The sequence below is a fragment of the Anaerocolumna sp. AGMB13025 genome (assembly GCF_029689925.1).
Taxonomy (GTDB): domain Bacteria; phylum Bacillota; class Clostridia; order Lachnospirales; family Lachnospiraceae; genus Anaerocolumna.
This window is the reverse complement of the sequence record NZ_CP121445.1, coordinates 1,694,247-1,717,742: the sequence shown is the minus strand read 5'-3', so window position 1 is coordinate 1,717,742 and position 23,496 is coordinate 1,694,247. Positions and strand designations below refer to the sequence as shown.

The window sequence follows — 23,496 nt, the reverse complement described above, 5'->3', positions numbered from 1 at the left end:
TTTAAAGCGAATAAGGTAATTTCTGTATAACACCCAGCAGGTACTTATTAAAAACGGAAAAATCAAGTTCATCAATGACACCGTCAAGATTTAAATCCCCTGCTGCAAGGTCATTTTCTACAGGAAAGTCCTGAATGGATCCAAGAAGATACAGTTTCATCAGCGCATAGTCTATTGCATCTACACTCGCATCTCCATTCAGGTCTCCAACCGGGTATTGGGGAGTAGAGGTTGGTGTGGGAGTTATACTTCCACTAGTAAATTTGAACCAGTTGATGTTAAATAAGTATCCGCTTCCTCCCGTAAATTTCAGGTATAGGTCATGTTTCCCGCTTACCCCGCTAACACTGCATGTTGCAGCAGTAAAAGTCTGCCAATCGCCAGTTCCTAAGACTGCACAAGTCCCTACTAAAGGACCGGTAAGACTATCAAGTCTGATCTCAATATTGCCTCCACTAGTGGCGCTGGCTATTCTAGTCTGGAAACTTCCCGCACCGCTGCCGAAATCTACATTGTTGTATACAACATAATCTCCATTTTCAATATAACCGACATCCTCGCCGCCTTCTGTACAGGTTTCAGTTTGGATTCCAGACTGGTTGTCGTAACTCTCTGCTTCGATCTGTGTGAAGGCTGATCTTGGGCTAGGTGTCGGAGTCGGGCTGGGAGTCGGGGTGCTACCACCCGGTACATCATTTAACCTGAACCAGTCAACATCCATATAACCTGAACTTCCAGAAGGATTAAAATTCATAATAGCATACTGTTCACCTTGGAAAGTTCCATACTGCCAATCAAAGCCCATCGTTATTGAGGTTCCAAGCTGTTGCCAATCTCTGCTGTCATCTTTCCAATAAAACTTGGCTTGCTTGTTACTAAAATTCATATCTACCCGAAAATATAAAATATTTGCAGTTATATTATTAACCGTTGCCTTTACGCTATCTTCCTCCGACATTATTATGCGCTTAGGATCCTTGGTCACTGCGATATAACCCCGTGGATCGCCTAACATTCCTAATCCGCATATATCTCCAGGCTGCATGGCACTGCAATCAATTTTAATGGTGCCAGAACTTGTCAGACCCTGACCCTTTTGAGTTAAACTGTTTCTTGCATTCCAAAAATCGGAAGCCGTAGTGGCTTTTAGCCTTAAGGCAGATCCGGTCAGGGACCATTTTGAATTATCCGGATTATGATTCCACATCCACTGAAGTCCTAATGTATTGCCATTAAATTCATCGGAAGCTGCCGGTACCTTGACGGGTTTGTTTTGAATTGGTTTAGTATAAGTTGATTCAACCTGACCTATATGCCCTGGTCTGCCAAACATTGGCCAGTCATTCTGCCAGGTAATCGGACAGATTCTGGTAGGGCGGCCAATTGCACCATCATCCTGATGAAGATAGCCCCAGTAACTGCCATCAGGCAGATCGACAATACCTCCCTGATGTCCGCCTTTTCCGGCCGTACACAGGGTAGTAGTTTCACCATAAGGTCCCCAGATATTCGAGGCCCGGGAGCATACTAATCTTTGCGCAGGCACAGCGTTAAATAAATAATATTTGCCATTATGTTTCGCTATATGTGAACCTTCCACGTTATTGTAAGAAAGAATTGTCCGGGATGACCCCGTTGTAGCACTTAAGCTCGAATTCAACTGTATCATACTGATCTTATTTTGCCAGGCTCCGCCATAGGCCAGATAGGGAGTTCCATCATCTTCAATAAATAAAGCAGGATCAAAATAACTGCCGCTCAATTGACTGTAATTCCATGGACCCGCTACATCTTTGGCATAATAAATGCGGGTATTTTCGCCGTTAATCGTAACCACCACATAAAATGTACCGTTCTTATACGCAATAGAAGGAGCGAAACATCCTCCGCCGTATTTCACGCCGCCCTGCATATTATACGCATTATTGCCGGTGAATGAGGTAATGCAATGACCGGCAAGTTCCCAGTTAACCAGATCCTGAGATTTTAAAATAACCAGACCCGGTACATTGACAAAAGTAGAACTGGCTAAATAAAAATCATTACCAACCCTGATTATGCTGGGATCTGGATAGTCAGCGAATAACATCGGGTTGTTGAAGGTGCCGTCTTCATTATCGGACTGCCAGGCATATACGAAAACCATTTGCGAAAGTGATAGACACAATACTAATAAAAAAGCAATTGTTTTTCTTAATCCAGAGCCGCTTTTTCGTCTCCAAGTACTTAACATACTAAAACCTCCTTAAATATTAACTTTCAATTAATTTAATCCAGCATGTGCCTGAGATCTTTATTGAGAATAAGGTAATTCTTTAATATCCCCCAGCAGGTATTTTTTTAAAACCGCAAAATCAAGTGCATCAATGACACCGTCAAGATTTAGATCCCCCGCTGTAAGGTCATTTTCTACAGGAAAATCGTTAATTACCCCAAGAAGGTACTTTTTCATCAGCGTATAGTCTGTTGTATCCACACTATTATCTCCACTTAGATCCCCGACCTTGTAACTACCGCCACTAAACTTCCACCAGTTCAAATTAAACAGGTAACCACTCCCACCGGTAAACTTTAAGTATAGGTCATGTATTCCCGTTGCACCGTTTACATTACAAGTCTTGGTAGTCCAGGTCTGCCAGCCACCGGTACCCGAAACAGCACAAGTTCCCACCAGCTTTCCGGTCGGGCTGTCAAGGCGGAGTTCAATATTCCCGCCATTCGTTGCCGAAGCCACTCTTGCATCAAAGGATACCGCGCCGGAACCAAAATCAACACCTCTCACCCTGACCCAGTCCCCATTTTCAACATTGCATACATCACGTCCACCTTCATTGCATGCTTCTGTGTTAATGCCGGCTTCCTGAGCCATTGTTTCAGCTTCATTCGTGCTATAAGGATTTACATTCTTAAGCTGAGTCAAGCCGTCCGTTGTAATCTTGACCTGCTGCATGGTACCGTCCGCATTGTAATACAAGCGATCCAGACCCACACTTCTTTGATATGTTCTTGCATCACCTGAAGAAGCTCCATTCGCTATGGCTAGAGCCCTATTGTGGTAAGCAATGTACCAATTCCCCTTAAATGAGAATATGGACTGATGGTTATTGTTGCCTTCATTTTGAGGAGGATTCGGCAATACAGTCCCTTTGTATTGGAATCCTGTCATTGGATTGTCACTCATCATATAGTCTATCTTAGCAGCCCCCTGGGAAAAATCCGTTGAATAAGAAAAGTAATATTTTCCATTGTACTTATGCAGGTAGGAAGCCTCAAAGAAACGCGGCGCTACAATCTGTGATGCTGACCCGTTAATACTGATCATATCACTGCCCAGCTTGATTACCCTCGTATTCCCCTCACCATTTCCTCCAAAATACATATACGCCTGTCCATTATCATCAACAAAAACGCCTGGATCAAAGCACCAAAACCCACTTGGCGGATTTACACCAGGAGTACTGCCGTTTACCAGCGCTTTTCCAAGTGCATCCTTAAAAGGACCTGCCGGGCTGTCACTTACTGCAACACCGATTCCACTGGCACTATTCCCGTAATACATATAGTATTTATTATTTTTGTAGACAACCGACGGAGCCCATGACAGCGATGCCCAGCCAGACGCTTTGAAAACCTCGCCGTGGTCGGTCCAGTTCTTCAAATCATCGGTGGATATGCAGGTAATATCATTCATAATATAGCCAGGACGGTTCGAATCATATACGTCATGGGAACAGTAAAGGTACAGCCTTCCGTTAGCCTCCAGTCCGGACGGGTCAGCAGTATAGCGCTGGTAGAATATCGGGTTATCCGCGAATACGGGAATAACGTTTGAAATAGAAACCAGTGCACAAATTGTGAGCAGAATTGTTAAGTTCTTTACTCTTTTTAACATAATTTGTTCTCCTTTCAATCTTTTATGAAGCAGGATTTAAAATACTGAAACTGGTCATAAAAGGCATATCCGTAACCAGCCCAATTCCAGGGTATATTAAGAATAGCTGGTGGTGACGGAGTGCTGTAGACATAGGCGTATAAACCTCCTATAGCCTGGGAATTATAATTTAGATTAAGGGTAATTTCGATATATTACCCAGCAGGTATTTTTTGAAAACTACCAAATCCAGTGAATCAATGGCACCGTCAAGATTTAGGTCTCCGGCTGCAAGGTCATTTTGTACAGGGAAATCGTTAATTGAACCGAGGAGAAACATTTTCATCAAGGTATAGTCTGTTGCATCAACACTCGTATCTCCGTTAAGATCTCCTATCAGAGTAGGGGTTACACTCCCGCTGGTAAATTTAAACCAATTCAGGTTAAATAAATATCCACTTCCTCCCGTAAATTTTAGATATAAGTCATGTTTTCCGCTCACCCCGCTGACACTGCAGGTTACATCAGCAAAAGTCTGCCAATCGCCGGTTCCGGAAACCAGACAAGTCCCTACTAAAGGACCGGTAAGACTATCCAGCCTGATCTCAATATTACCTCCACTGGCGTTACTGGCGGCTCTGGCCTGGAAGCCTGCCGCACCGCTGCCGAAATCGATATTGTTGTATACAACATAATCCCCATTTTCGATATACCCGATATTCTCCCCGCCTTCTGTACAGGTTTCCGTCTGGATTCCCGACTGGTTGTTGTAACTCTCTGCTTCCAATTTAGTGAAAGCACTTCGTTCTACTGGAGGGGTGCTTCCCAATTCACCAACAAATGTGGTCACACTTTGAGCAGGAAGCTGAGCTGTAAAGGAACTGCCCGATACATTTAAGGACGATCCAGCTGCAACCTTTCTGCCGCTGTCTGATACCCAGGTTGATACTTTCGATGTTGTCCCATTTTGCAGGACAAAGTTTTGGTTGACTGCAGAAGTTCCTTTGTTAATTGCAACAATGACGACTTTGTTATCACCTTTATAGGCAGATATGTAAATGTTTGTATTGGGATTCTTTGTTGCATCCACCCTTACATAACCAGGACGGACAAATTTCGAAAATTGCGCCATCATATCCCCACGCTTACTTATGGTACCATCCTCTTTCATAGGGCCGTATTGCCTGCGAATATACCACCATACATATGCCTGAAAATTTCCCTCTACCATAGCATTGTGAATATTATATGCAACATCCAAGGCCTCGGGCCAGCGATCTGCTGAGTTATTGTCACTATTCGGAACATATACCTCTGTCATCCAGAGATCTTTTCCAGCTCCTTTTTGTTGGAAAAGAGGATAAGGCATATTACTAACACTAGTACCATAAAAGTGAGCACCAAGAATATCCATATTGGCAAGAGCCTGGGCATCGTTTAATATAGGGTCTGACATATTTTTTAGGTATTGAAATGACTCAGGTGCAATTACCCTGCAATTAATGGAGCCGGCATTATTTTTCATAAAGTTAAGCATTTCTTGTGGAGTCCACCACGTCCAAGTACTTGCATAATCAGGCTCATTCTGGACAGAAATAGCATATAGATTTACACCATTATTCTTCATGTATGTAACGAAATCGTTAAGATACTGCGCATATGCAGCGTACTTATCATATCTGAGCCGTTTTTGATTTGCAACACCATTGCGAGTGAAGGTCTCAATCATATCACTTGGAGGATTCCAGGGCGAAGCAAAAACGATTGCTCCTTTTTCAATCGCTTTTTGTGCCGTTGCTAATTCTTTGGACCAATTATTTTTATTCTCGTCTACATGGATTCTTAAAATAGAAAAGCCTAATTGATTCGTTCCATTACCAAATGCTGTTTCTCTTTGAGCTGCTGTCAAATCATCAATCCAACCCGGGTGGTTCATTCCTCCAAAACCGCGTATCACTTGTTTTTCTGACGATAAATTAACGGTTACATCACTTGCGGCTGAAACATTAGCAGGTGCGGCTACGGCTAACATCATCGTCAGGGTAGTTACGCATGCCAATACTATACTTATTGATTTTTTTATACTTTTTAACATATCTTTCACCCTCCGTGTAAAATAATCCTATTTTGTTTTTGATACATACATTTTTTTCTCCTAATTTTAGAATAAGCATAATTATTTCGTGACTTTAAATGTAGCTGCCGTCCAGCACAACGCTGGTATCAGCAGCTACAACTGTATTTAGCGACATAATAGGTTGCCTGAGCCGCAGCGGATGTATCTATCGGAAATACAGTAAAATTGAATATGCTGCATAATACAGCTAGGTTTTACAGACCAACTCACCAGCCGAGAGCTTGAATCATTTTTTCAGCATATCGCTTGCCCAGGGTAACTGTTGAATCATGACTAAAATGAAGACGGTATTGTGTATCGCCAGGGTCTACTACCAGACCACTTGCAGAGACTACCGAGCAATTTGTAATCAGGGAAGGCAGTTGGTTTACCAACGTATTGTGACCTGCACAAGGACCGCTGTAAAGCAGTTCACCGGCGAGGAAAGGAACATTCCCCAGGTTCAGATCTTTTCTAAGGTCTTCCACCAGTGTTTTTACCTTGCCGGGCCAACTCGTGTCGCCGCTGTTGGATTCGCCCTGGTGGAAAATGATGCCTTCAATGACGCCTCCCTTTTGCTGTGCAAGTTTTGCACGGTTGATAATCCAATTATATTTGGTGCCTCCCGACTTCATAAATGTCTCAATCTTTTCACCGCTGATGGCACAGGGTATCAGTCCGATGGTATCACCCGCCGGGACTTTCTGTATCATAGTCTTGCCAAACCAGTCTCCAGGGCCGACAGCATCAAGCCAGGAGGCATGAAGAGGTGGAGCTGCCACATCCCACTGATCGGTTACCCGTCCGAGTGCAGCATTATTATCATACCCCAATACCAGCACCCGGGGGTCTTCCACTTTATCAGAAGCTTGGGCCAAAGCATAACCTGCCATATTGGATTGACCTAATAACAGAAAACAGTGAAATTTAGCAGCACTTGGAGTTGGAGTTGGAGTTGTTGTCGGCGTAGGGGTGGGATTTTGTCCAGGGAAAGTATATATAATACCCAGTAAATATTGTTTGAGCAGCGAAAAATCAAGTGCGTCGACGCTGCCACTTGCATCTAAATCAGCCAATGTTGGATTACTAAGGGTTACCACTCCCAAAAGGTATTGTTTCATCGACATTAAATCTAATGAGTCTATTGTCCCATCAGAGTTTAAATCACCCAAGTTTCCCGAAATAGTTTTTGCAGCAAATTTAAACCAGTTCAGGTTAAATAGGTATCCGCTCCCGCCTGTAAATTTCAGATAAACGTCATGTTTTGCGCTTGCCCCGCTGACACTGCACTTTACATCGGTCCAAGTCTGCCAATCGCCGGTTCCTGCAACCGGACAAGTCCCGATCAAAGTGCCCGTATTACTGTCAAGCCTGATTTCAATATTACCACCACTGGTAGCGCTGGCTACTCTGGCCTGGAAGCTTGCCGCACCGCTGCCGAAATCGATATTGTTGTAAACTACATAATCCCCATTCTCGATATACCCGACATTCTCTCCACCTTCGGTACAGGTTTCGGTCTGGATTCCCGACTGATTATTATAGCTCTCCGCTTCGATCTGTGTATAAGCTGATCTCGGACTAGGGGTTGGAGTGGGTGTCGTAGTTGGAGTAGGTGTAGGTGTAGGAGTACTGCCGGTGTAATTTCTGATGACACCTAAATCCCATATAATCTTTTGATATTCTCCTGATGTGCTGGTAGTTCCTTGAATGAGGAAATCAACTTTATTGATGTCATTAATCTCGAGTTTCTGGTTATATCCTGCGCGGATTAATTCACCGTGGGAAACGTTGGTGGTCCACTTGTCTGCATTGTAAGAGAGATTACCGCGCCATGCCCATTTCTCGGCTACCTGCGTCCATGGTCCCCCAGCGTTTGATGACGTCCATAATTCGTAGTACCGACCGTCTTTCTGGTCTTCGACTAGCAGATAGTATTTACCGTCGGCAAGTGATTTATAGACCTCTGAACCTTCAAAAGTGTTGGATATAGCAACTGAAGGTGCGCTCCAGCTTTTCGGAAAATTCGACAGGGATGTCTTGCGCACATACAGGTTGCCTGAGCCGTTATCGGGTGTGTTGTACATATAGGCATAGGAATCGTCGCAGATAATGTAATAATCCCATCCCATGTTCCCGGATATGCCAAAGGATTTCGGTCCGGACCACGAATTGGGATCCGCTATATTTGTGGTTGTGGAATAAGCGGCCCCATAAGTTCCATCCTGGTAGACGAGATACCACAATTTCTGAGGTTCAAAATAAAATACTTCCGGCGCGCAGAAATAGCTTTCGCCAATTTTACTCATATAGGTACGAGGCGCGTTTTTTAGTTCGGGAATTGTGCTCGCGGATGTATAAAGCATCTGCCAGCCTCCGCTTTGATTTGCCCCGGTGTAAAACACGTGGTACTTGCCTCCGTAGTAAACGATCGTCGGGTCTTTCGCCGCGTAATAATCATATGGAACCGCTTGTCTGTGATTAATCACCCGTTCATCTACATACCAGGTCGGATTGGCGTTAGGCGCTGCATTTACTACAGAACCAAAGGATAATAACAAGAAGATAAACCCAATAATCATTACAGAACTTTTTTTTATCCATTGTTTCATAATTCTTACCTCCCTTATCAAAATAGGACACTCCCTAAAGCTCTGGGCCCAGGTTATGTACCTTGAGAATATACCACTAGAGGTAAAGTGCATTCCATTCTTAGAAGAGCACTTTGCCTCTAGTGTCAGGCTCAATAGACACTATTGAGCCTAAAATCTATGATACCTTTTAGTATCCGGCATCTTTAAACGCCTGCAGCGATTTATTATAAGAAGCTTTCGGAGTATTCAAGGCACTAAAGAGCAGAGGCTTTTGTGAAGAACGCCAGGATATGCTGTCATACAGACCCCACCAGGTAACACCTGTAATATTTGCACCTGCTTTTTTCGCTGATATAATAGCAGACATCAAATCGTAAACATAGTTCGCCTGTACACTATCCGAAGTATTGGTCACATCAAGCTCCGTAATCTGCATCTCTAATCCAGCATTCATGAATTTCTGCATAGCGGATTTGTATAGGGACATGGATGGATAGCCTGTATCCAGGTGAGATTGCATACCAACACCATCACAAAGCTTTTTCTCTGAATTGATGAATTTAATCATGGAAACAATATTATCCGCTACTTCATATTCATTGTAATCGTTATAAAACAGGCTGACTTTGCCGGTTAACCCATTGGAATCCAAGCATTCACGGGCAAATTGGAATGCCTTCTTTACGTAGGAAGGTGATGTTCCTAAGTTTGAACCATAAATTTTTGCCCAACCACCGTTGGAGCCTGCATGCAAGTATTCATTTACTACATCCCAGGCATATACGACACTTCCGTAGCTGTTCTTATGTACATGGTTCATATAGGTTTTTATATACATTTCCATTCTGGCATCCATGACTGACTGGCTAACATAGGCCCCGCTTCCACTGTAGCCGGTCCTGAAGAACCAATCCGGCGTCTGTGAATGCCATACCAGCGTATGGGCACGAAGTTTCAATCCATTATTAGCACAAATTTTCATAACGGAATCTATGGTGTTGAAATTAAATGTAGGTACCGTACTCTCCGTATAGTTTGAAGGGATATAATATCCGTTAGATTTCGCCTGGGCTACAGAGATGAGATTGGAGGAGAGAACCGCCTCCGGCTTCATCTCGTTTTCCATGGTAATGCTGTTATACTGGGTTTTGATAGCCGCAAGTGTTGACGCATTATTCAATTGGCTGGAGTTTACAGCAACACCCGAATTCCCGAATAGTCTTCCATTTGAAGTTAATAAGGAATCGCTGCTTGGTGTGGGTGTTGGTGAAACTGGAGGGGTTGTTGGTGTCGGAGTAGGTGTAGATGTAGGCGTAGGTGTGGATGTAGGTGTAGGCGTTGCATTTTGTCCAGGGAACGTATTTATAATACCCAGTAAATATTGTTTGAGCAGCAATAAATCAAGGGCGTCGACGCTGCCACTCGCATCTAAATCAGCCAATGCAGGATTACTAAGGGATCCCGATCCCAAAAGGTATTGTTTCATCGACATGAAATCTAATGAGTCTATGGTCCCATCGGAGTTTAAATCACCCAAGTTTCCCGAATTACTTCCTGCAGCAAATTTGAACCAGTTCAGGTTGAATAGGTATCCGCTTTCGCCTGTAAATTTCAGATAAAGGTTATGTTTTCCGCTTGCCCCGCTGACACTGCTTATTACATCGGTCCAAGTCTGCCAATCGCCGGTTCCTGCAACGGGACAAGTTCCGATCAAGGTGCCGGTAATGCTATCCAGCCTGATCTCAATATTCCCTCCGTTGGTGGCACTGGCTACTCTAGCCTGAAACTTTGCCGCACCGCTGCCGAAATCGATATTGTTGTAAACTACATAATCCCCATTCTCGATATATCCGACATTCTCTCCGCCTTCGGTACAGGTTTCGGTTTGGACTCCCGACTGGTTTTCGAAACTTTCCGCTTCAATCTGTGTAAAGGCCGATCTCGGACCAGAGGTTGGCGTTGGAGTAGGCGTTGAGGTTGGTGTTGCCTGACCCGTAAATCCTGCTGCGCACGCCATCTGGGCAAAATTCCAGAGGCTTGGCTTCCACACGGTCCAATCATGGCCCTTACCAGAGAGGAGCCATTCTGTGTAGGGAATATTATTGGACTTACAATAATCTCTTACTCTATTGTTATTGGATATAAGACCATCTGCAGTTCCGCAGGAGAGAAACAGCAGTTTTACATTCGCCTTAACCTTAGTCCCGCCGTCAGGAAACAGCTGGTTAACCTGTTTGGTGATGGGCGAGGAGGAAAAGCCACCGATATAGGGGAATTTATCCACGTTCGGCAACCCGATATTCAGCGATTGGGCGCCGCCCTGTGAAAGGCCGGCAATCGCCCGGTGTTGGGAGTCAGTATAAACGGAATAGTGTGATTCGATATAGGGTACAAGAGAATTGATTAAATCTTTCGTGAAATTTTCCCAACCATCTGATACTCCTGATCCCGTCGCATTCCCATTTGGTAATACAAGGACAAAGGGTTGAATACTTCCGGCAGCAATGAGATTGTCAAGGATGACATTCGGTGCGCCGTTGTTGTACCACTCGTCTTCGTTCCCGCCGATACCATGCAATAAATACATGACGCTGTATTTGTTGTTCGTTGAATATCCCGGAGGCAGGTAAATTCTCGCCCTCCGCTGGCTGTTTGTTGCCGTGGACTGATAAGTAATATAGCTGACCTGACCGTGCGGAATGTTGCTCTTAACTTGGTCATAGCCTGACGGCGGAAGAGTTGGGAGCGTTTCCGCCGCCACTGGACATACTGGTATTACTAGAAATACAGCAAGAAGTACAGCGAAAATGGAACATGTTCGTTTCAATTTACTGCTTACTTCTTTCATTAAGGTTATTAATTTCATTTTTATATCCCCTTTCTTTTTTAGTTATTTAACAGAAAACCTATCTTAATTAAGTTCATCGTTATGTTACCATTTTAACCTCCGTCATTTTTAGTAAGTACACTTTGAACCAATTTATCTTTTTCTGCATTCAACTTTTTCAATATTCAAATATAAGATAGTCCAAAAGATGCGATTAATACCGACAATTAACCGCATCTTTTTCTACTTTTTTGCATAATAGAGCAAATTCACTTATTGATCTTTAAAGAGAATAAGGTAATTTTGTACAGAAAGATCCTTAATTGACTCAAGAAGATACATTTTCATCAAGGCATAGTCTGTTATCTACACTCGCATTTCTATATTCTGTTTCGGATAACACCTACTGCCAAGATTCTTATGTCCATGGCAACAGGGATATCACCCATTATTGATTAGTTGATTTTTACGCTTCCATTGGTAAACTCAATATCTGTGATCTTCTTCAAGCTGCCATCACCGAAAGCACCACCTGTCTTCATTGTCAAAGAGGCTGCCGAACCTGAAGTACCTTTAATTTTAAATGTAACCACAGCAAAGGTTCCATCCTTGGTAATCAGCTCACTGCCGACGGTGTCGTCAAGGAAGAGGAAGCTGATGGTTCCGTTATTGATATAGCTGGAGAAATTAACTCCTGCGTTTGTAATAATATTTCCTGCAGCTACCGATGTTGCCTCTAGCAAGTTCGCATCATAATTTACATAGAAGTTACAGGTTACTACATTGTTCACCTTTGCAACATTTGCAAAACTGATAGGTACCGTTACTGTATCTCCTGCATTACCGTTGACTGTTCCTATCGTTACACCGAATTTATCTGATGGTGTTGGTGTTGGGGTTAGCGTAGGGGTTACTGTTGGTGTTACTGTTGGTGTTGGTGTTGGCGTTACTGTTGGGGTTACTGCTGGTGTAGGGGTTACTGTTGGTGTTGTAGTTGGCGTCTGACCTTCGGGTTCAGTACCCCATACCAGAGTCCCATTCATATAAGCAGTAACTTTTTCCCAATCTACATAATTGGAAGCAGAAGAGTTAAAAGAATAGTCATTTGACTGGTCGTAATTAGACCAATCAGACCTTGTTATTCTGGTTTGAACATCTAAGGAGGATCCCGCAACAAGGTTTCCTGCAGTGCTACTGAAACCTACTTCAAGATAATTGTCTGCACCTTGCGCAGTTGTACTCATATGTACAAACTTACCTGTTACATTCTTTGTAACATCAACATAGTTTGAACCGCTCATCATACCAGAGCTGTCGCACCAGAAACTTTGCTCCTTCTCGCTATCTACGGTATAGTAATACCTTAATGTCAAATTTGCGAGATCTATCGGGGAACTACCTGTATTAATTACTTTAAACTTTGGAGCGATTGTGTTGGATGCTGCAGATGCTGTACCATTAACAAGCTGGACTTTGATGCCTGTATCCGCTGCAAAAGGGCGTGACTGTGGAATACATAACGAAATTAACATGATCATCGTTATTAAAAAAGCAATTGACTTTTTACGCATGATGGTAACCTCCTATTTTTATCATTTTATTGTTTTAATGTATAGAAAACCCCTTTACTTTGCCTTCTTAAAATATAATTTGTCCAAATTTGTGCACCAATCCAGATAAGTTTATATTTATTTAGAAGTAAATATCGGAGCCTACATTACCTCTCTTATAAAACAAGTTGGCGTTTTACAAAGCTGAACGCATTAATTTTGCTTTATTTGTAGTAAGTCTGTTGAGTCTACATATGAATATATTCACTTTTCCAATTGTCTGCAGCGAAGATGCCCAACATAAATTTTCTCGGAACATGCGTCAAAATTTGAGATGACTGCTAAAAAAAGGACCACGCATCAGCTTCCTTTATTTATATAATAAACTGAGCATAATCTTATTACTATATACATATTTTTACTTTGTTGTCATTTATTTACTTGTTATATTTCCTGTTATATTTCCTGTTTAAAATAAATAATTTATAGCTTGACTGTCTGCTGCAAATACAGATATTTTGCATGTATACTTGATAAAATCTCTACTTGTATACTAGCTTTAAAAACAATTCACCGTTAAAACAGATATAAAAAAAGACCATCCATTCTCATTTTAGCTTGAAAATGAACAGTCTCATAAAAAAGTCTCTCAAAGTGACTTGTACAATTTTGGATTGTCCTCAGATTATCATTGGAGAACCATTTTTATATTAGTGATCTGTGATAGTGAATCTTCAATACTGCATAATAGAGTAATATAACCCCCCAATACAATGCAGCAACCGTTAAAGAATTATAGAGAACAGATGAAACCGGAATCTCCCATTCCAGAGTGTTTCCAATGTTAAGTGAAAGACAAAATCCTATGGCTATAAGGCTACCTAATAGGATAGGTGCTGCCATAATCATTTTAAGTTTTCCATACAGATATTTCCTAACTTGCTTAGATGTTATTCCGATTGTGGATAAAATAAATATTTTCTTTTTATCTGCTTCCCTGTCAGACAAAACCTTAAAATAAACCAGAACACAGATGGCAACAACAAATAGAAGGCTGATAAAGGACATAATATCCGTTTCTTTTCTATTGGCAGCTTTTGGTGTATTATAAGCCCCCCTTGAAGTCTGTATTATTCTTTAGCACTTAATGTAACAGTGCTTCTACCTGCTCTCTTCGCTCAAATAGGACACACCCGCCTACATGTTCTTCCATCAGTACATCTTTCCTCTGTAAATTTTGGAATAGTTTCGAATTCAATGCTTCTCTAACTGATGTATCTCTAACATTACTATCCGAATATGGTGAAAACGGACAAGGCTCTGCTCCTCCATAAGAATTAATGTGAAAGAATCCTCTTCCTGCAGCAAGGCATCCGCCAGATGTCTTCTCATCTCCGGGGAATGAAATAAATACCATCTTATCATTTGATTGTCTGATCTCATTCAGTCTGTTTTTTAAATATTCTCGTTCTTCATCTCCTGGTGCCAGCTCTGTTGCCTCTTTGGTAACAGGAACAAATTCTACATAAAATACGACTTTACAGCCTTTCTCTTCAAGTTGGTGAAGAAACTCTTCTGATGTCACTTCTTCCAAATTCGCAGTTGTCACAGTAACCGATGCACCAAACAGCACTTTATTCTTCTTCATTAAATCCATTGCACAAGTTAGCTTCTGATATACTCCTTCCCCTCGTCGTTCATCTGTCTTCTCCTCACGTCCTTCAATACTGAGAATTGGAACAAGATTGCGATATTTTTTCAGTAACACTATATAAGGATCATTGATCATTGTTCCATTTGTAAAAATAGGGAATAGTATTTCTGGTATTTCACCTGCTGCTGTAATTACATCCTTTCGTATCATTGGTTCTCCACCTGCCAATAGAATAAATCCAATTCCAAGATCACGGGATTCTACAAATATCCTTTTCCATTCCTCATCCGTCAGCTGGCAAACCGGGGCCGAATCAACACAAGCCTGATTCGTACGGGCATAACATCCTGTACAATGCAGGTTACATTTACTTGTAATACTTGCAATTAAAAATGGAGGAATATGCTCTCCATTTTCCTCGGCCTGTGCCCTTTTCTTTGAGGCTTCCTTACTGCTAAATGCATATTTTGCCATAAAGATACTCTCCTGTGGATTGGATAAGGTAGCCTTTATTGCACCCTTCACGATATTTTCAACGCCTTCAGTCAGATACTTTTCCAAATTAAATTCCGGTGCCATTTACTTTTCCTCCTGTTCTACAATTGCCAAAAGCAGAAAAAGTCTTAAAATTCTCCTGCTTTAATTTGGTGCACATCATTTTATTTAATGTTTCGTCATCTCTACTACCAGTATGGAAAACATCGCCTTTAAATGTATCAAGTGAAATATAACTAGCATTACTATTTAAATTGCTGCAATTACTGTCCTTCCTAGTCCATTGGTAAGCAATCTTAAGGTGAAATTTCAGAATCGGTACCTCACCTGCTACAGGGAATTATGAACCAACGGTAAAAAGATATCGTCAACGATTTCCATAACTCTTTCGTTAGAAATTGGCTCATGGGTTGTGAGAACTTCATACCGAATCAAATCCATTGGCAATGATATTATCCGATTTTTAATTTTTTTGAGATTTACTTCACCGCGTGCCTCCGCATTTGTAAGAATGGTCATCATAATCCTATCACTCTCATCAGATATTGCACCTATTTTCAACGGGAGAGACGTAGACAATTCCATTCCAAAATGATCTGCCATAAGTCCGTGAAGGGTTTCCGCTCCAATACCTTTCATGGTTTTTGTTAAATTGTAAAGTAAATCCAGCAAATCGTTTCGCAGACTTCCTGTATTCGGAATAACAACGTCCCGCTCAGACAATTGCTTTTGCAGTGACGCAATAACGAGTTCAGATTTTTTTGGCCAGCGTCGGTATACCGATGGTTTATTTGTTTTTGCACGAGCCGCGACCCCTTCCATCGTCAGATGAGTATAGCCGACCTCGGCAAGCTCAGTCCAAACTGCCTGTAAGATATCATTTTCAAGGCTTTTGCCTCGGCGTCTTGAATTTGGATTGTTCTGGCTCTTATTGACGGATTGTTCTAAATCAGAGGGATGTACCCTTTTTTCTTCTTTCATATTCTATATCCTCCTCCTTTATAAATTATTTTACTTTGGTATTGCAATTTTTACAAGCATATAATATAATAAGGTACGGTACGTACCGTAAATTACAAAAGGAGGTTATTTTACATGGCACAGGTAGAATTAAAATTAACACAACGCTTAAAAACCAAACTTTTTTTTGATGATGAGGACATGGATTTTGATTTTCAGTTGTTTCTAGCAAACCTTGAGAATCATGGTGCCTCAATCGGAGAGATATTTAACACTGCTCGCAGAATTGATACCAAGAATGAGTTGAGCTGGAAAACAGAATTTGTGAAAGAGGCAGAGAGGGTTGAAGCCCTGGCTGAAAACTGCTTGAAGAAAGGACATCGAATCAGCGCCGGAGACGCGTTCCTGAGAGCCTTCACCTACTATCGGTCTGCTTTTATGGCCATATTACCTGAGGAGGACGATTTTAAGCGTGTCTATCATAAGTCCGTCTCATGCTTTAGAAGGGGACTGGACGCAAAGGCTAAACTCATCCCCCACGAGTGGGTGACCATCGAGTACAACGGGTATAAGTTCCCGGGTTGCTTTTTAAAGGCTGATAATACCGGCAAGAAAAGGCCTACGATTACGATGCACAACGGCGGAGATTCACATTCCGAGGATCACTTCTTCATGTATGGACAGGCGGCCATTGATCGTGGATACAATTGCTTGTTATGGGATGGTCCCTTGGATACGGGCGGAAGGTTCTATGAACCTGATGCAACGTACAAAACATTCGGTAGAAAAGAATTAACAGGTGCCTATAGGGCTGCTGTTGACATGCTGATTGCCCGCCCGGATGTCGATCCGGACCGTTTGATTTTGACTGGTGAAAGTTATGGTGGCGCGAAAACAATGTTCAACGCGACCATCGACGACCGTTTTGCAGCAGTCATTCCAAATTCACCCATTTATTCGGCACCGAAAATGGTAAGATTCATGAATGAGAATCTACCTGTCTTTGAGGGTGTAACCAAGGAAGCGTCCAACGCGCTCCTCAATAAGATGCCGTTTTTCAGCCGAAATACATTGAAAACCTTAATCTGGTACAATGGATTTGACAGTCTTCTGGATTGGATACCGGCTGCAGAGGAATTATTTGAAACAGACTGTAAAAAAATCACTGCACCGTTCCTGGCCATGTACTCTGAAAGCGAGAATACGCAGTTTCGCGAGCAGGCTGAATATGCTTATAAGCATGTATCCAGCAAAATAAAAGACATTATCATGACGACTGTTGCGGAGGGCGCGGATCTGCATTGTCAGGTCAACAACTATGCAAAAAGCCAACAGGTGATGTTCGACTGGTTGGATGAACTTTTAGACTACCAGGTAGAAAAATAGGTCCTACTAGAAAAGTTGAACATCACAATGATTGCAAGACGGCAGTCTCCATGAGACTGCCGTCTTATAACAATTGCTTATATGGTAAAAATACTTAAGGGGGATTTTAAATGGCTTTGAAAGAATTAAATCATAATAAGGCCGAAACAGGGACATCCGAAAAACAAGAGCGCCCGGGGGACCCCGGACCAGCATTGACCTTTATTTTCACAATGCTTACCATGGAGTTTTGGGGAATTCAAGCTGGTATTTTCAACGGTCCCACGATGCTATCGGTTGGTTTGGTGCAGATTGCCTGCTTTATTCCCTATCTGATTGGTGCAATCCTGTTTTTCATTCGAGGTGATTCCGTCAATGGCAACATTTTTCTCATCTTCGCCACCTTGTTCGGCGGAGTCGGGGGTTTCTGCAATACAATGATCGGCTTTGGAAATATTATGGGCTGGCCGATCAGCAAACAGATGACGGCACTTCCTTACATCTTAGGCGGCTTATCGATTTTTCCGGTTTTATGGGTCAACCGTAAAACGGCGGATAAAGTTACCACCATCTGTTATCTGGCGGCAGCCTTCTTCCTTTCGCTTTCAGGACTTGTCAGCCTGAATATTCTGAGTGGTAGCTGGAACTCAATCATCCAGTGGCTGAGCCTTACCGTCGTTATTACCGGTTTCTACAGTTGTTTCAACGGTCTGCTGGTCTGTGGCGGAAGCAGAGGCATCCCTGTAGGAAAACCTTTCTATAAATAGACATCTGAAAGAATACACAGAAAGCCCGGCTTGCACGTCGGGCTTTCTTCTTTACAGACTTCACTATACTCGGATATCCCGAATCCGTTCAAGCAGTTCCTTATAATATCCGCCTCCGCCAAGTTCCTTCAGACGTTCATCATCCATTGCAAAGCCCTTGAATGATTGGGTAGACTATTAATTCGGTATTGCCTATAGATGTCAGTACTGTTTACCATGCATAAGACTTGTTACTTGCCACCCGAAATTACTTTGACATATTCTTCAACAGTTAACAGCTCTAAATTTAGCCCAGATAACACTTCATCTGATAATTTAATTTTTGACGCTACTTGAAATCCGGCTTGTTTAACAAATGAGAGATATTCTTGTACTTTTGCCTGTAGATCAGCCCTATTCATCCGAAGAAGCATTCCGTTATTTCGATATATTTCCAGTATAGGATTTGACGATTTCATTACTTCATGCAAGTTATGAAAATTGTTTTCTCCTGGAAAACCAGAATTTGATATTACCACAACATCCGGAAATTTTAATAAGCTATTTTTCATATCAAAATTTCCGTCATTTTCCACGACGTTTGGACTTTTTAATGGAATTAATCTATCAAGGAAGTTTTTAAGGCATGCTGTCATATTCCAAAGATAAACAGGGGTAGCAAAACATACTATGTCTGAACTTTTATATAATTCTAGTAGTTCATTCATATCATCCTGGTGGATACATTTTCCTGGAGTTTTGAACCAGCAAGAAAAACACCCTGTGCAATGTTTAATATTTTTATCAATCAAAAAAATGTTTTCTGTTTCTGCACCTGCTTCCCGTGCACCTGCCAAGAATGCTTCCACAATCACATTTGTATTGCTATTTTTGCCTCTAGGACTCCCGTTAAAAGATGAAATTTTCATATAAGCATCTCCTTTATTATATTTAACTGCTGATTTACCATTTCTTCGGTTATTGTGAGAACAGATGAAGAGGTCTTCAATCCGTCAAAAAAATAGATAATATGCGTTGCTACATTAGTAATATCAAAGTTTTTAAATTCACCTGTTTCTTGACCATATCGGAATAGCGAACTTAGTAAGTCAACCGATAACTCTACCCTTTTATCAAAATAAGCACGTTGTTCAGACTCAACGAAGGCAAATTCGTGTGTAGCAAAAAACAACCCTTTATTGTCACTAAAAATGGCATTTTTCTCATGGGCTAAATAATGCTCAAATATTACTTTAGCGGGTACTCTTTGATCAATTGCTTGCTTCACAGCATTTCTATCATCACCTATATCTCTATCAAGCATAGCTATAAATATCTCTTTCGTAGAAGAGTAATGACGATATAACCCTCCTCTACTCAAACCGCAGCGATCACAAATATCTTTCATCGTAATAGCAAGATAGCCTTTATTAGCAAATAATTGCATGGATGCGTCAATGATATTTTTCTTCGTATTATTACTTTTGGTTGACATTGCAGATTCCCCTTTTCTGTAAATTAGCGACACAAGTGTCGTTTTTTATTATAAGACACTTGTGTCGCTTTTGTCAAGCCTACAATAATAACATTTTTTAGAGAATGGCATTATTGGATCAACCATGTTGACCACTCGTTATCGTCTTTAACTTGAAAAAACATTTTAAGAGTATTATAATTTTTAAGTATTTATATCATAGTAATCCTTAAAAAAAGTATGTAGGAAAAGGAGTTAAGTAGAATGAAAAATAAAGAAAATATTAACATAGGCACCTTACGGTTACCTGTGTTAGCCGTCGGTCTGCTATTATCCATGTTTATCGTTAGTCTGTTAATGGGTTCAAAAACCTGTTTTGCTGCGCAGTCAGAAAAAGAATCGGAGGAAATTACAACCCTGGAAAAAGATAAGATCTATAATTACGATTTAAACAGTGACGGTAAACCGGAGAAAATACAGTATAAGCTAACTTTAGATGATGAAAAATTTACAGTTACTTTAAAGCTGTATATTAATGATAAGCTGTGTATGTCCAGAAAGGATCATGGTTTTTCCTATACCCTTCAGCTTGTTGATTTGGATAAGAGCGATAATTATCTGGATTTATACGGGTATGGAACCATGGAATCAGATTGTATCAGTTATTCCTTCTTTGCAAGGTATGATGAAAATAATCAATATCACGCGATAAAATTTAGTCCCAAAGAATTAACAAATAATTTTATTACAACTCGTTATTCCTTGGGAGCCTTAGACGGAGATGGTAAGTTTGATTTAATTATAGATACTCCTATATTCTCTGAGGCAATTGGCTGCTATATCTGCTATGTACCATTTCAATTAAAGGATAATGTGATTTCTCGCGTTCCAGCGAAAACCTATGCCTTTAACAAGTCCTCCAAGGAATATCAGTATAAAGCAGCTAAAAGTTTCTCTGTATATGCTACAGTCAGTTCAAAGAAGGTGGCTTATACTGTAAAAAAGGGAGAGATGGTTACCTTTAATTCATTGTATGTAACAAATTCAAGAAAAGCTTATTTTAGAATTGTAAATAATAAGGGAAAGAAAGGCTGGATTAAATCAACGCAGGAGAATTTATTTGTAGAACAACCGGCTTGGGGTTGATGGATATTTTACCACAATAATAGTTACCAATCCCTATCAGAAATGATAACCTGATATTTATTATTTCTGATAGGGAAATAGTTTTTACTTGTTAATTCATTTTCTTTACTTTTATCAATATTAACACATGTATCATAGATCTTCACTGTATCTATTTTTTACATACAATCCCAATTGTAAAGTACTTTGTTAAAATTACAATTTTTTAAGTCTTCATTATTCATAAAAAAATTACCTACTCCACAGTCACCCCATAGCACCATGTCACCTTCACCATCATCATAATACTCCGAATCCAATTGGAACAGCATGGTATCGTAATAGTGATATTCTTCTGTATACATTCTCGGGTCTGACTGTGTAAAAAATGGATATCCCAAAACCCAATGACCTGTATTGGTCATTTCCTCAACCATCTGATCATATGCTTTTTCTTCTATTAAATCATATAGAGATTCTTCCACCTTAAGCTTGATTTGCTGCTCCTTTGCAATCTCACGAAACAGAGACTCAAACCGATAATCTCTTTCGCTCATGTAAACTTCTGCCTTCGAAATTTCTAATGCATATTCTTTACTCACCGGCGAATATTCCCTCATTTTTTCATCCAGATTAGTTGGATATCCAAGACTCATCACTTCTTCCCTTGTGACATCATAATTAACTGTTTCATGGTATACCACGCGAAAAGTATCCTGTCTGTCCCGTTCATCAACATCCACTCCAAAGACATCATCCAATCCTGTGAAAAATTGCAGCATACCTGTCATTGGTAATAATTCTCCAAGGTCATATTGTTCTAAATTAATCTGTGCTAACAGCATGAGCTGATTTCCACTATAATCTACGGGATACATTCTTTGATTATCCCAATATGGCACTCCTCCTAACTTGCTGTCGCATAATCCAGGCATCTTATCTTTGCAGATTTTCAGAGAAAACGCTTTTTGCTTAGTTCTCTTTTTTAGTTCCTCAATAATTGGCTTAATTTCGTTATAATTCATGATAATGTCCCTTCTCTATCACTAAAGCTTTTGTCCCATTCAGCTACCCTACGACTACTGAGTTCATCAACTCATAGAAATATCTGGATTCATGAGTTTTAAACCGGGATTCGCTTTTTAGCCCTTTAAACAGTTTCATAATTTTGTATAATGAGTAGGCAAAAAAATAGATTTAAAAACCAGAATCTATTTTTATGTATCTGGTTATTCACGGGTTATGAAGGTACAATTTCAAGCTTACATACACCATTAAAATCATAACAAAATAGAAGAAGTTTTTTTCCTGATAAAAATTCAATAGTTAATAAAATGCTAGAATCCCCAAATATTACATTGCCCGTTTCCACTTTTGCCCTCATAATAATTTCATCATTTATGCAATTGCAATCAACACAAATTACATCATCGTCTAAATCCTCATTGGACAAATCGTTTTTATAATAATCTATTCCACAATAACATCCATCAATAAAAATTCTATACCAATTTGAATTATTATTTACACCAATCCAAATTAGGATTATATCATTATTTTCGCGATCAATTATTACTTTAAGACTACAAACTTTAAGACCAGTTATCTCTTTTACGTGACCTTCATAATCCTGAAATATTCTTTTAAACATAATATACCTCGAAATATGTATTCCAACATATAGCACTTGTTTCTTATAAAATAACATAATTTCATTTTCAATTGCAAGACTCGTCTATGAAATAATCTACTTTTCTGTCTTTTGGTAATTTATCTTACAAATAAAGGCATACAAAAATCACCCATCCCACATTGACTGTGAACTGAGTGATTTATAACAAAACAATAAACTGTCTTAATACTGTATATTATCTAAAAGTGGTGACATTATAGCTGCTGAAGAAACTTTGTCATATTGTGTAAATTTGAAGATTTGAGTTTTAGCATCATAGCAAGGTGGAACTGTCCTTTTTTCCAAAACATCAAGGATATAACTATTATAAAAATGATTCTCGAGATCAATTTTTTTCATACATCCTCCTATAGTTCAATTACTAGTTTTCGTCCAATCTCTTCTGCCTGCTTTAATATTTCTGGCTGACTGAGTATATCATCCTTTCCGGATAAATTTCCAGCAATGATATTACCAGCATTTATCATATGACTATAACCACCAAAAATCATATTCAGGTATTCAGTAACATTTTTAAATGCTACTGCTGGTGCACCACTACATGTGACCGTTATGTATTTTTGCTCTGGTCTTAGTTTTGAAGTATTATCGGCTTCTACGAAAAATGTATATAGTCTGTCAAGGAAATTTTTCGTATGACCGCTTACTTGCAACATATAGACTGGAGTTCCTACAATAATGCAGTCTGCTTCAACAATCTTAGGTAATAGAGCTGTCATTTTATCATCTATCACGCAATACTCCACTTTATTCGTCTGACATGCATTACAAGCCCTACAGCCTTTATTATCTAGCTCTGCCAAATTATAAATCTCAACTTCATGACCACTCTCTGTAACACTTCCACATATAGTATCAATTATTTTTTTAGTATTTCCTTCTTTTCTCGAACTACCTACAAAAGCCATAACTTTCATACTTCTTTCCTCCTAATATTGATTCATTTTTGAATTTTCGTAGTGTCTATGCTTATTAAAATAAACATTCAGTTTATTTTCTAGTGAATTGTATTAATGTTGTTACTTT

General features: G+C 40.3%; 18 protein-coding genes and 1 pseudogene. 3 read left to right on the top strand and 16 right to left on the bottom strand.

Features of this window, described 5'->3' with window-relative positions; translation table 11 throughout:
* Position 1: 1 nt before the first annotated feature.
* From QA584_RS07035 to QA584_RS06995, 9 genes are all read right to left on the bottom strand, one after another.
* Entirely contained in the window at positions 2-2,233 is a 2,232-nt protein-coding gene (locus tag QA584_RS07035) for a family 43 glycosylhydrolase (RefSeq protein ID WP_278273804.1), read from the bottom strand.
* A 60-nt stretch (positions 2,234-2,293) separates the two neighbouring features.
* On the bottom strand, positions 2,294-3,892 hold the full coding sequence (locus QA584_RS07030; protein WP_278273803.1) for a carbohydrate-binding protein: 1,599 nt from the start codon (positions 3,890-3,892) through the stop codon (positions 2,294-2,296).
* A 169-nt stretch (positions 3,893-4,061) separates the two neighbouring features.
* A complete protein-coding gene (locus tag QA584_RS07025; protein WP_278273802.1) occupies positions 4,062-5,966 on the bottom strand; it encodes a carbohydrate-binding protein in 1,905 nt (634 codons plus the stop codon).
* A 248-nt stretch (positions 5,967-6,214) separates the two neighbouring features.
* Positions 6,215-8,599: a non-reducing end alpha-L-arabinofuranosidase family hydrolase gene (locus QA584_RS07020; protein WP_278273801.1), complete on the bottom strand. Its 2,385-nt coding sequence runs from the start codon at positions 8,597-8,599 to the stop codon at positions 6,215-6,217.
* Between the two features lie 169 nt (positions 8,600-8,768).
* The gene (locus tag QA584_RS07015; RefSeq protein ID WP_278273800.1) at positions 8,769-11,447 is read right to left on the bottom strand and encodes an endo-1,4-beta-xylanase; all 2,679 of its coding nucleotides are present in this window, start codon (positions 11,445-11,447) and stop codon (positions 8,769-8,771) included.
* 416 nt (positions 11,448-11,863) lie between these two features.
* Positions 11,864-12,940 carry a cohesin domain-containing protein gene (locus tag QA584_RS07010; protein ID WP_278273799.1) on the bottom strand — a complete coding sequence of 359 codons (1,077 nt, stop codon included), beginning with the start codon at positions 12,938-12,940 and terminating at the stop codon, positions 11,864-11,866.
* 723 nt (positions 12,941-13,663) lie between these two features.
* Positions 13,664-14,026, bottom strand: a complete 363-nt coding sequence (locus QA584_RS07005; protein WP_278273798.1) for an FtsX-like permease family protein — start codon at positions 14,024-14,026, stop codon at positions 13,664-13,666.
* A gap of 76 nt (positions 14,027-14,102) precedes the next feature.
* Entirely contained in the window at positions 14,103-15,191 is a 1,089-nt protein-coding gene (locus QA584_RS07000; RefSeq protein ID WP_278273797.1) for a radical SAM protein, read from the bottom strand.
* A 246-nt stretch (positions 15,192-15,437) separates the two neighbouring features.
* On the bottom strand, positions 15,438-16,088 hold the full coding sequence (locus QA584_RS06995; RefSeq protein WP_278273796.1) for a TetR/AcrR family transcriptional regulator: 651 nt from the start codon (positions 16,086-16,088) through the stop codon (positions 15,438-15,440).
* 114 nt (positions 16,089-16,202) lie between these two features.
* On the opposite strand from QA584_RS06995, the gene QA584_RS06990 reads away from it, so the two are divergent.
* Both QA584_RS06990 and QA584_RS06985 read left to right on the top strand, forming a co-directional pair.
* Positions 16,203-17,453: an alpha/beta hydrolase family protein gene (locus QA584_RS06990; RefSeq protein WP_278273795.1), complete on the top strand. Its 1,251-nt coding sequence runs from the start codon at positions 16,203-16,205 to the stop codon at positions 17,451-17,453.
* 110 nt (positions 17,454-17,563) lie between these two features.
* Positions 17,564-18,199 (top strand): hypothetical protein, encoded by a 636-nt coding sequence (locus QA584_RS06985; protein ID WP_278273794.1) that lies wholly within the window; start codon positions 17,564-17,566, stop codon positions 18,197-18,199.
* A gap of 69 nt (positions 18,200-18,268) precedes the next feature.
* Here QA584_RS06985 and rhuM read toward each other — a convergent pair.
* From rhuM to QA584_RS06970, 3 genes and pseudogenes are all read right to left on the bottom strand, one after another.
* Positions 18,269-18,358 (bottom strand): annotated as a pseudogene (rhuM, locus tag QA584_RS28690) (RhuM family protein); the annotation flags it as partial.
* 71 nt (positions 18,359-18,429) lie between these two features.
* On the bottom strand, positions 18,430-19,107 hold the full coding sequence (locus QA584_RS06975) for a flavodoxin family protein (protein ID WP_278273793.1): 678 nt from the start codon (positions 19,105-19,107) through the stop codon (positions 18,430-18,432).
* Positions 19,104-19,673: a TetR/AcrR family transcriptional regulator gene (locus QA584_RS06970; protein WP_278273792.1), complete on the bottom strand. Its 570-nt coding sequence runs from the start codon at positions 19,671-19,673 to the stop codon at positions 19,104-19,106. The genes QA584_RS06975 and QA584_RS06970 overlap by 4 nt, the downstream gene beginning before the upstream one ends.
* 243 nt (positions 19,674-19,916) lie before the next feature.
* Between QA584_RS06970 and QA584_RS06965 the strand changes: the two genes are divergently transcribed.
* Positions 19,917-20,798 (top strand): hypothetical protein, encoded by an 882-nt coding sequence (locus tag QA584_RS06965; RefSeq protein ID WP_278273791.1) that lies wholly within the window; start codon positions 19,917-19,919, stop codon positions 20,796-20,798.
* A gap of 158 nt (positions 20,799-20,956) precedes the next feature.
* On the opposite strand, the gene QA584_RS06960 is transcribed toward QA584_RS06965, so the two are convergent.
* The 4 genes from QA584_RS06960 to QA584_RS06945 all read right to left on the bottom strand — a co-directional run bounded on the left by QA584_RS06960 (position 20,957) and on the right by QA584_RS06945 (position 23,387).
* Positions 20,957-21,802: a YwqG family protein gene (locus QA584_RS06960; RefSeq protein ID WP_278273790.1), complete on the bottom strand. Its 846-nt coding sequence runs from the start codon at positions 21,800-21,802 to the stop codon at positions 20,957-20,959.
* A gap of 215 nt (positions 21,803-22,017) precedes the next feature.
* Positions 22,018-22,428, bottom strand: coding sequence for a hypothetical protein (locus QA584_RS06955; protein ID WP_278273789.1), 411 nt, complete (start codon positions 22,426-22,428; stop codon positions 22,018-22,020).
* Between the two features lie 204 nt (positions 22,429-22,632).
* The gene (locus tag QA584_RS06950) at positions 22,633-22,809 is read right to left on the bottom strand and encodes a hypothetical protein (RefSeq protein WP_278273788.1); all 177 of its coding nucleotides are present in this window, start codon (positions 22,807-22,809) and stop codon (positions 22,633-22,635) included.
* Between the two features lie 8 nt (positions 22,810-22,817).
* Complete coding sequence (locus tag QA584_RS06945; protein ID WP_278273787.1) at positions 22,818-23,387, bottom strand: flavodoxin family protein; 570 nt, start codon at positions 23,385-23,387, stop codon at positions 22,818-22,820.
* Between the last annotated feature and the right edge of the window lie 109 nt (positions 23,388-23,496).

Coding starts and splice junctions, on each gene's coding strand:
- QA584_RS07035 (WP_278273804.1), bottom strand. CDS start 2,233: ATGTTAAGTACTTGGAGACGAAAAAGCGGCTCTGGATTAAGAAAAACA.
- QA584_RS07030 (WP_278273803.1), bottom strand. CDS start 3,892: ATGTTAAAAAGAGTAAAGAACTTAACAATTCTGCTCACAATTTGTGCA.
- QA584_RS07025 (WP_278273802.1), bottom strand. CDS start 5,966: ATGTTAAAAAGTATAAAAAAATCAATAAGTATAGTATTGGCATGCGTA.
- QA584_RS07020 (WP_278273801.1), bottom strand. CDS start 8,599: ATGAAACAATGGATAAAAAAAAGTTCTGTAATGATTATTGGGTTTATC.
- QA584_RS07015 (WP_278273800.1), bottom strand. CDS start 11,447: ATGAAATTAATAACCTTAATGAAAGAAGTAAGCAGTAAATTGAAACGA.
- QA584_RS07010 (WP_278273799.1), bottom strand. CDS start 12,940: ATGTTAATTTCGTTATGTATTCCACAGTCACGCCCTTTTGCAGCGGAT.
- QA584_RS07005 (WP_278273798.1), bottom strand. CDS start 14,026: ATGTCCTTTATCAGCCTTCTATTTGTTGTTGCCATCTGTGTTCTGGTT.
- QA584_RS07000 (WP_278273797.1), bottom strand. CDS start 15,191: ATGGCACCGGAATTTAATTTGGAAAAGTATCTGACTGAAGGCGTTGAA.
- QA584_RS06995 (WP_278273796.1), bottom strand. CDS start 16,088: ATGAAAGAAGAAAAAAGGGTACATCCCTCTGATTTAGAACAATCCGTC.
- QA584_RS06990 (WP_278273795.1), top strand. CDS start 16,203: ATGGCACAGGTAGAATTAAAATTAACACAACGCTTAAAAACCAAACTT.
- QA584_RS06985 (WP_278273794.1), top strand. CDS start 17,564: ATGGCTTTGAAAGAATTAAATCATAATAAGGCCGAAACAGGGACATCC.
- QA584_RS06975 (WP_278273793.1), bottom strand. CDS start 19,107: ATGAAAATTTCATCTTTTAACGGGAGTCCTAGAGGCAAAAATAGCAAT.
- QA584_RS06970 (WP_278273792.1), bottom strand. CDS start 19,673: ATGTCAACCAAAAGTAATAATACGAAGAAAAATATCATTGACGCATCC.
- QA584_RS06965 (WP_278273791.1), top strand. CDS start 19,917: ATGAAAAATAAAGAAAATATTAACATAGGCACCTTACGGTTACCTGTG.
- QA584_RS06960 (WP_278273790.1), bottom strand. CDS start 21,802: ATGAATTATAACGAAATTAAGCCAATTATTGAGGAACTAAAAAAGAGA.
- QA584_RS06955 (WP_278273789.1), bottom strand. CDS start 22,428: ATGTTTAAAAGAATATTTCAGGATTATGAAGGTCACGTAAAAGAGATA.
- QA584_RS06950 (WP_278273788.1), bottom strand. CDS start 22,809: ATGAAAAAAATTGATCTCGAGAATCATTTTTATAATAGTTATATCCTT.
- QA584_RS06945 (WP_278273787.1), bottom strand. CDS start 23,387: ATGAAAGTTATGGCTTTTGTAGGTAGTTCGAGAAAAGAAGGAAATACT.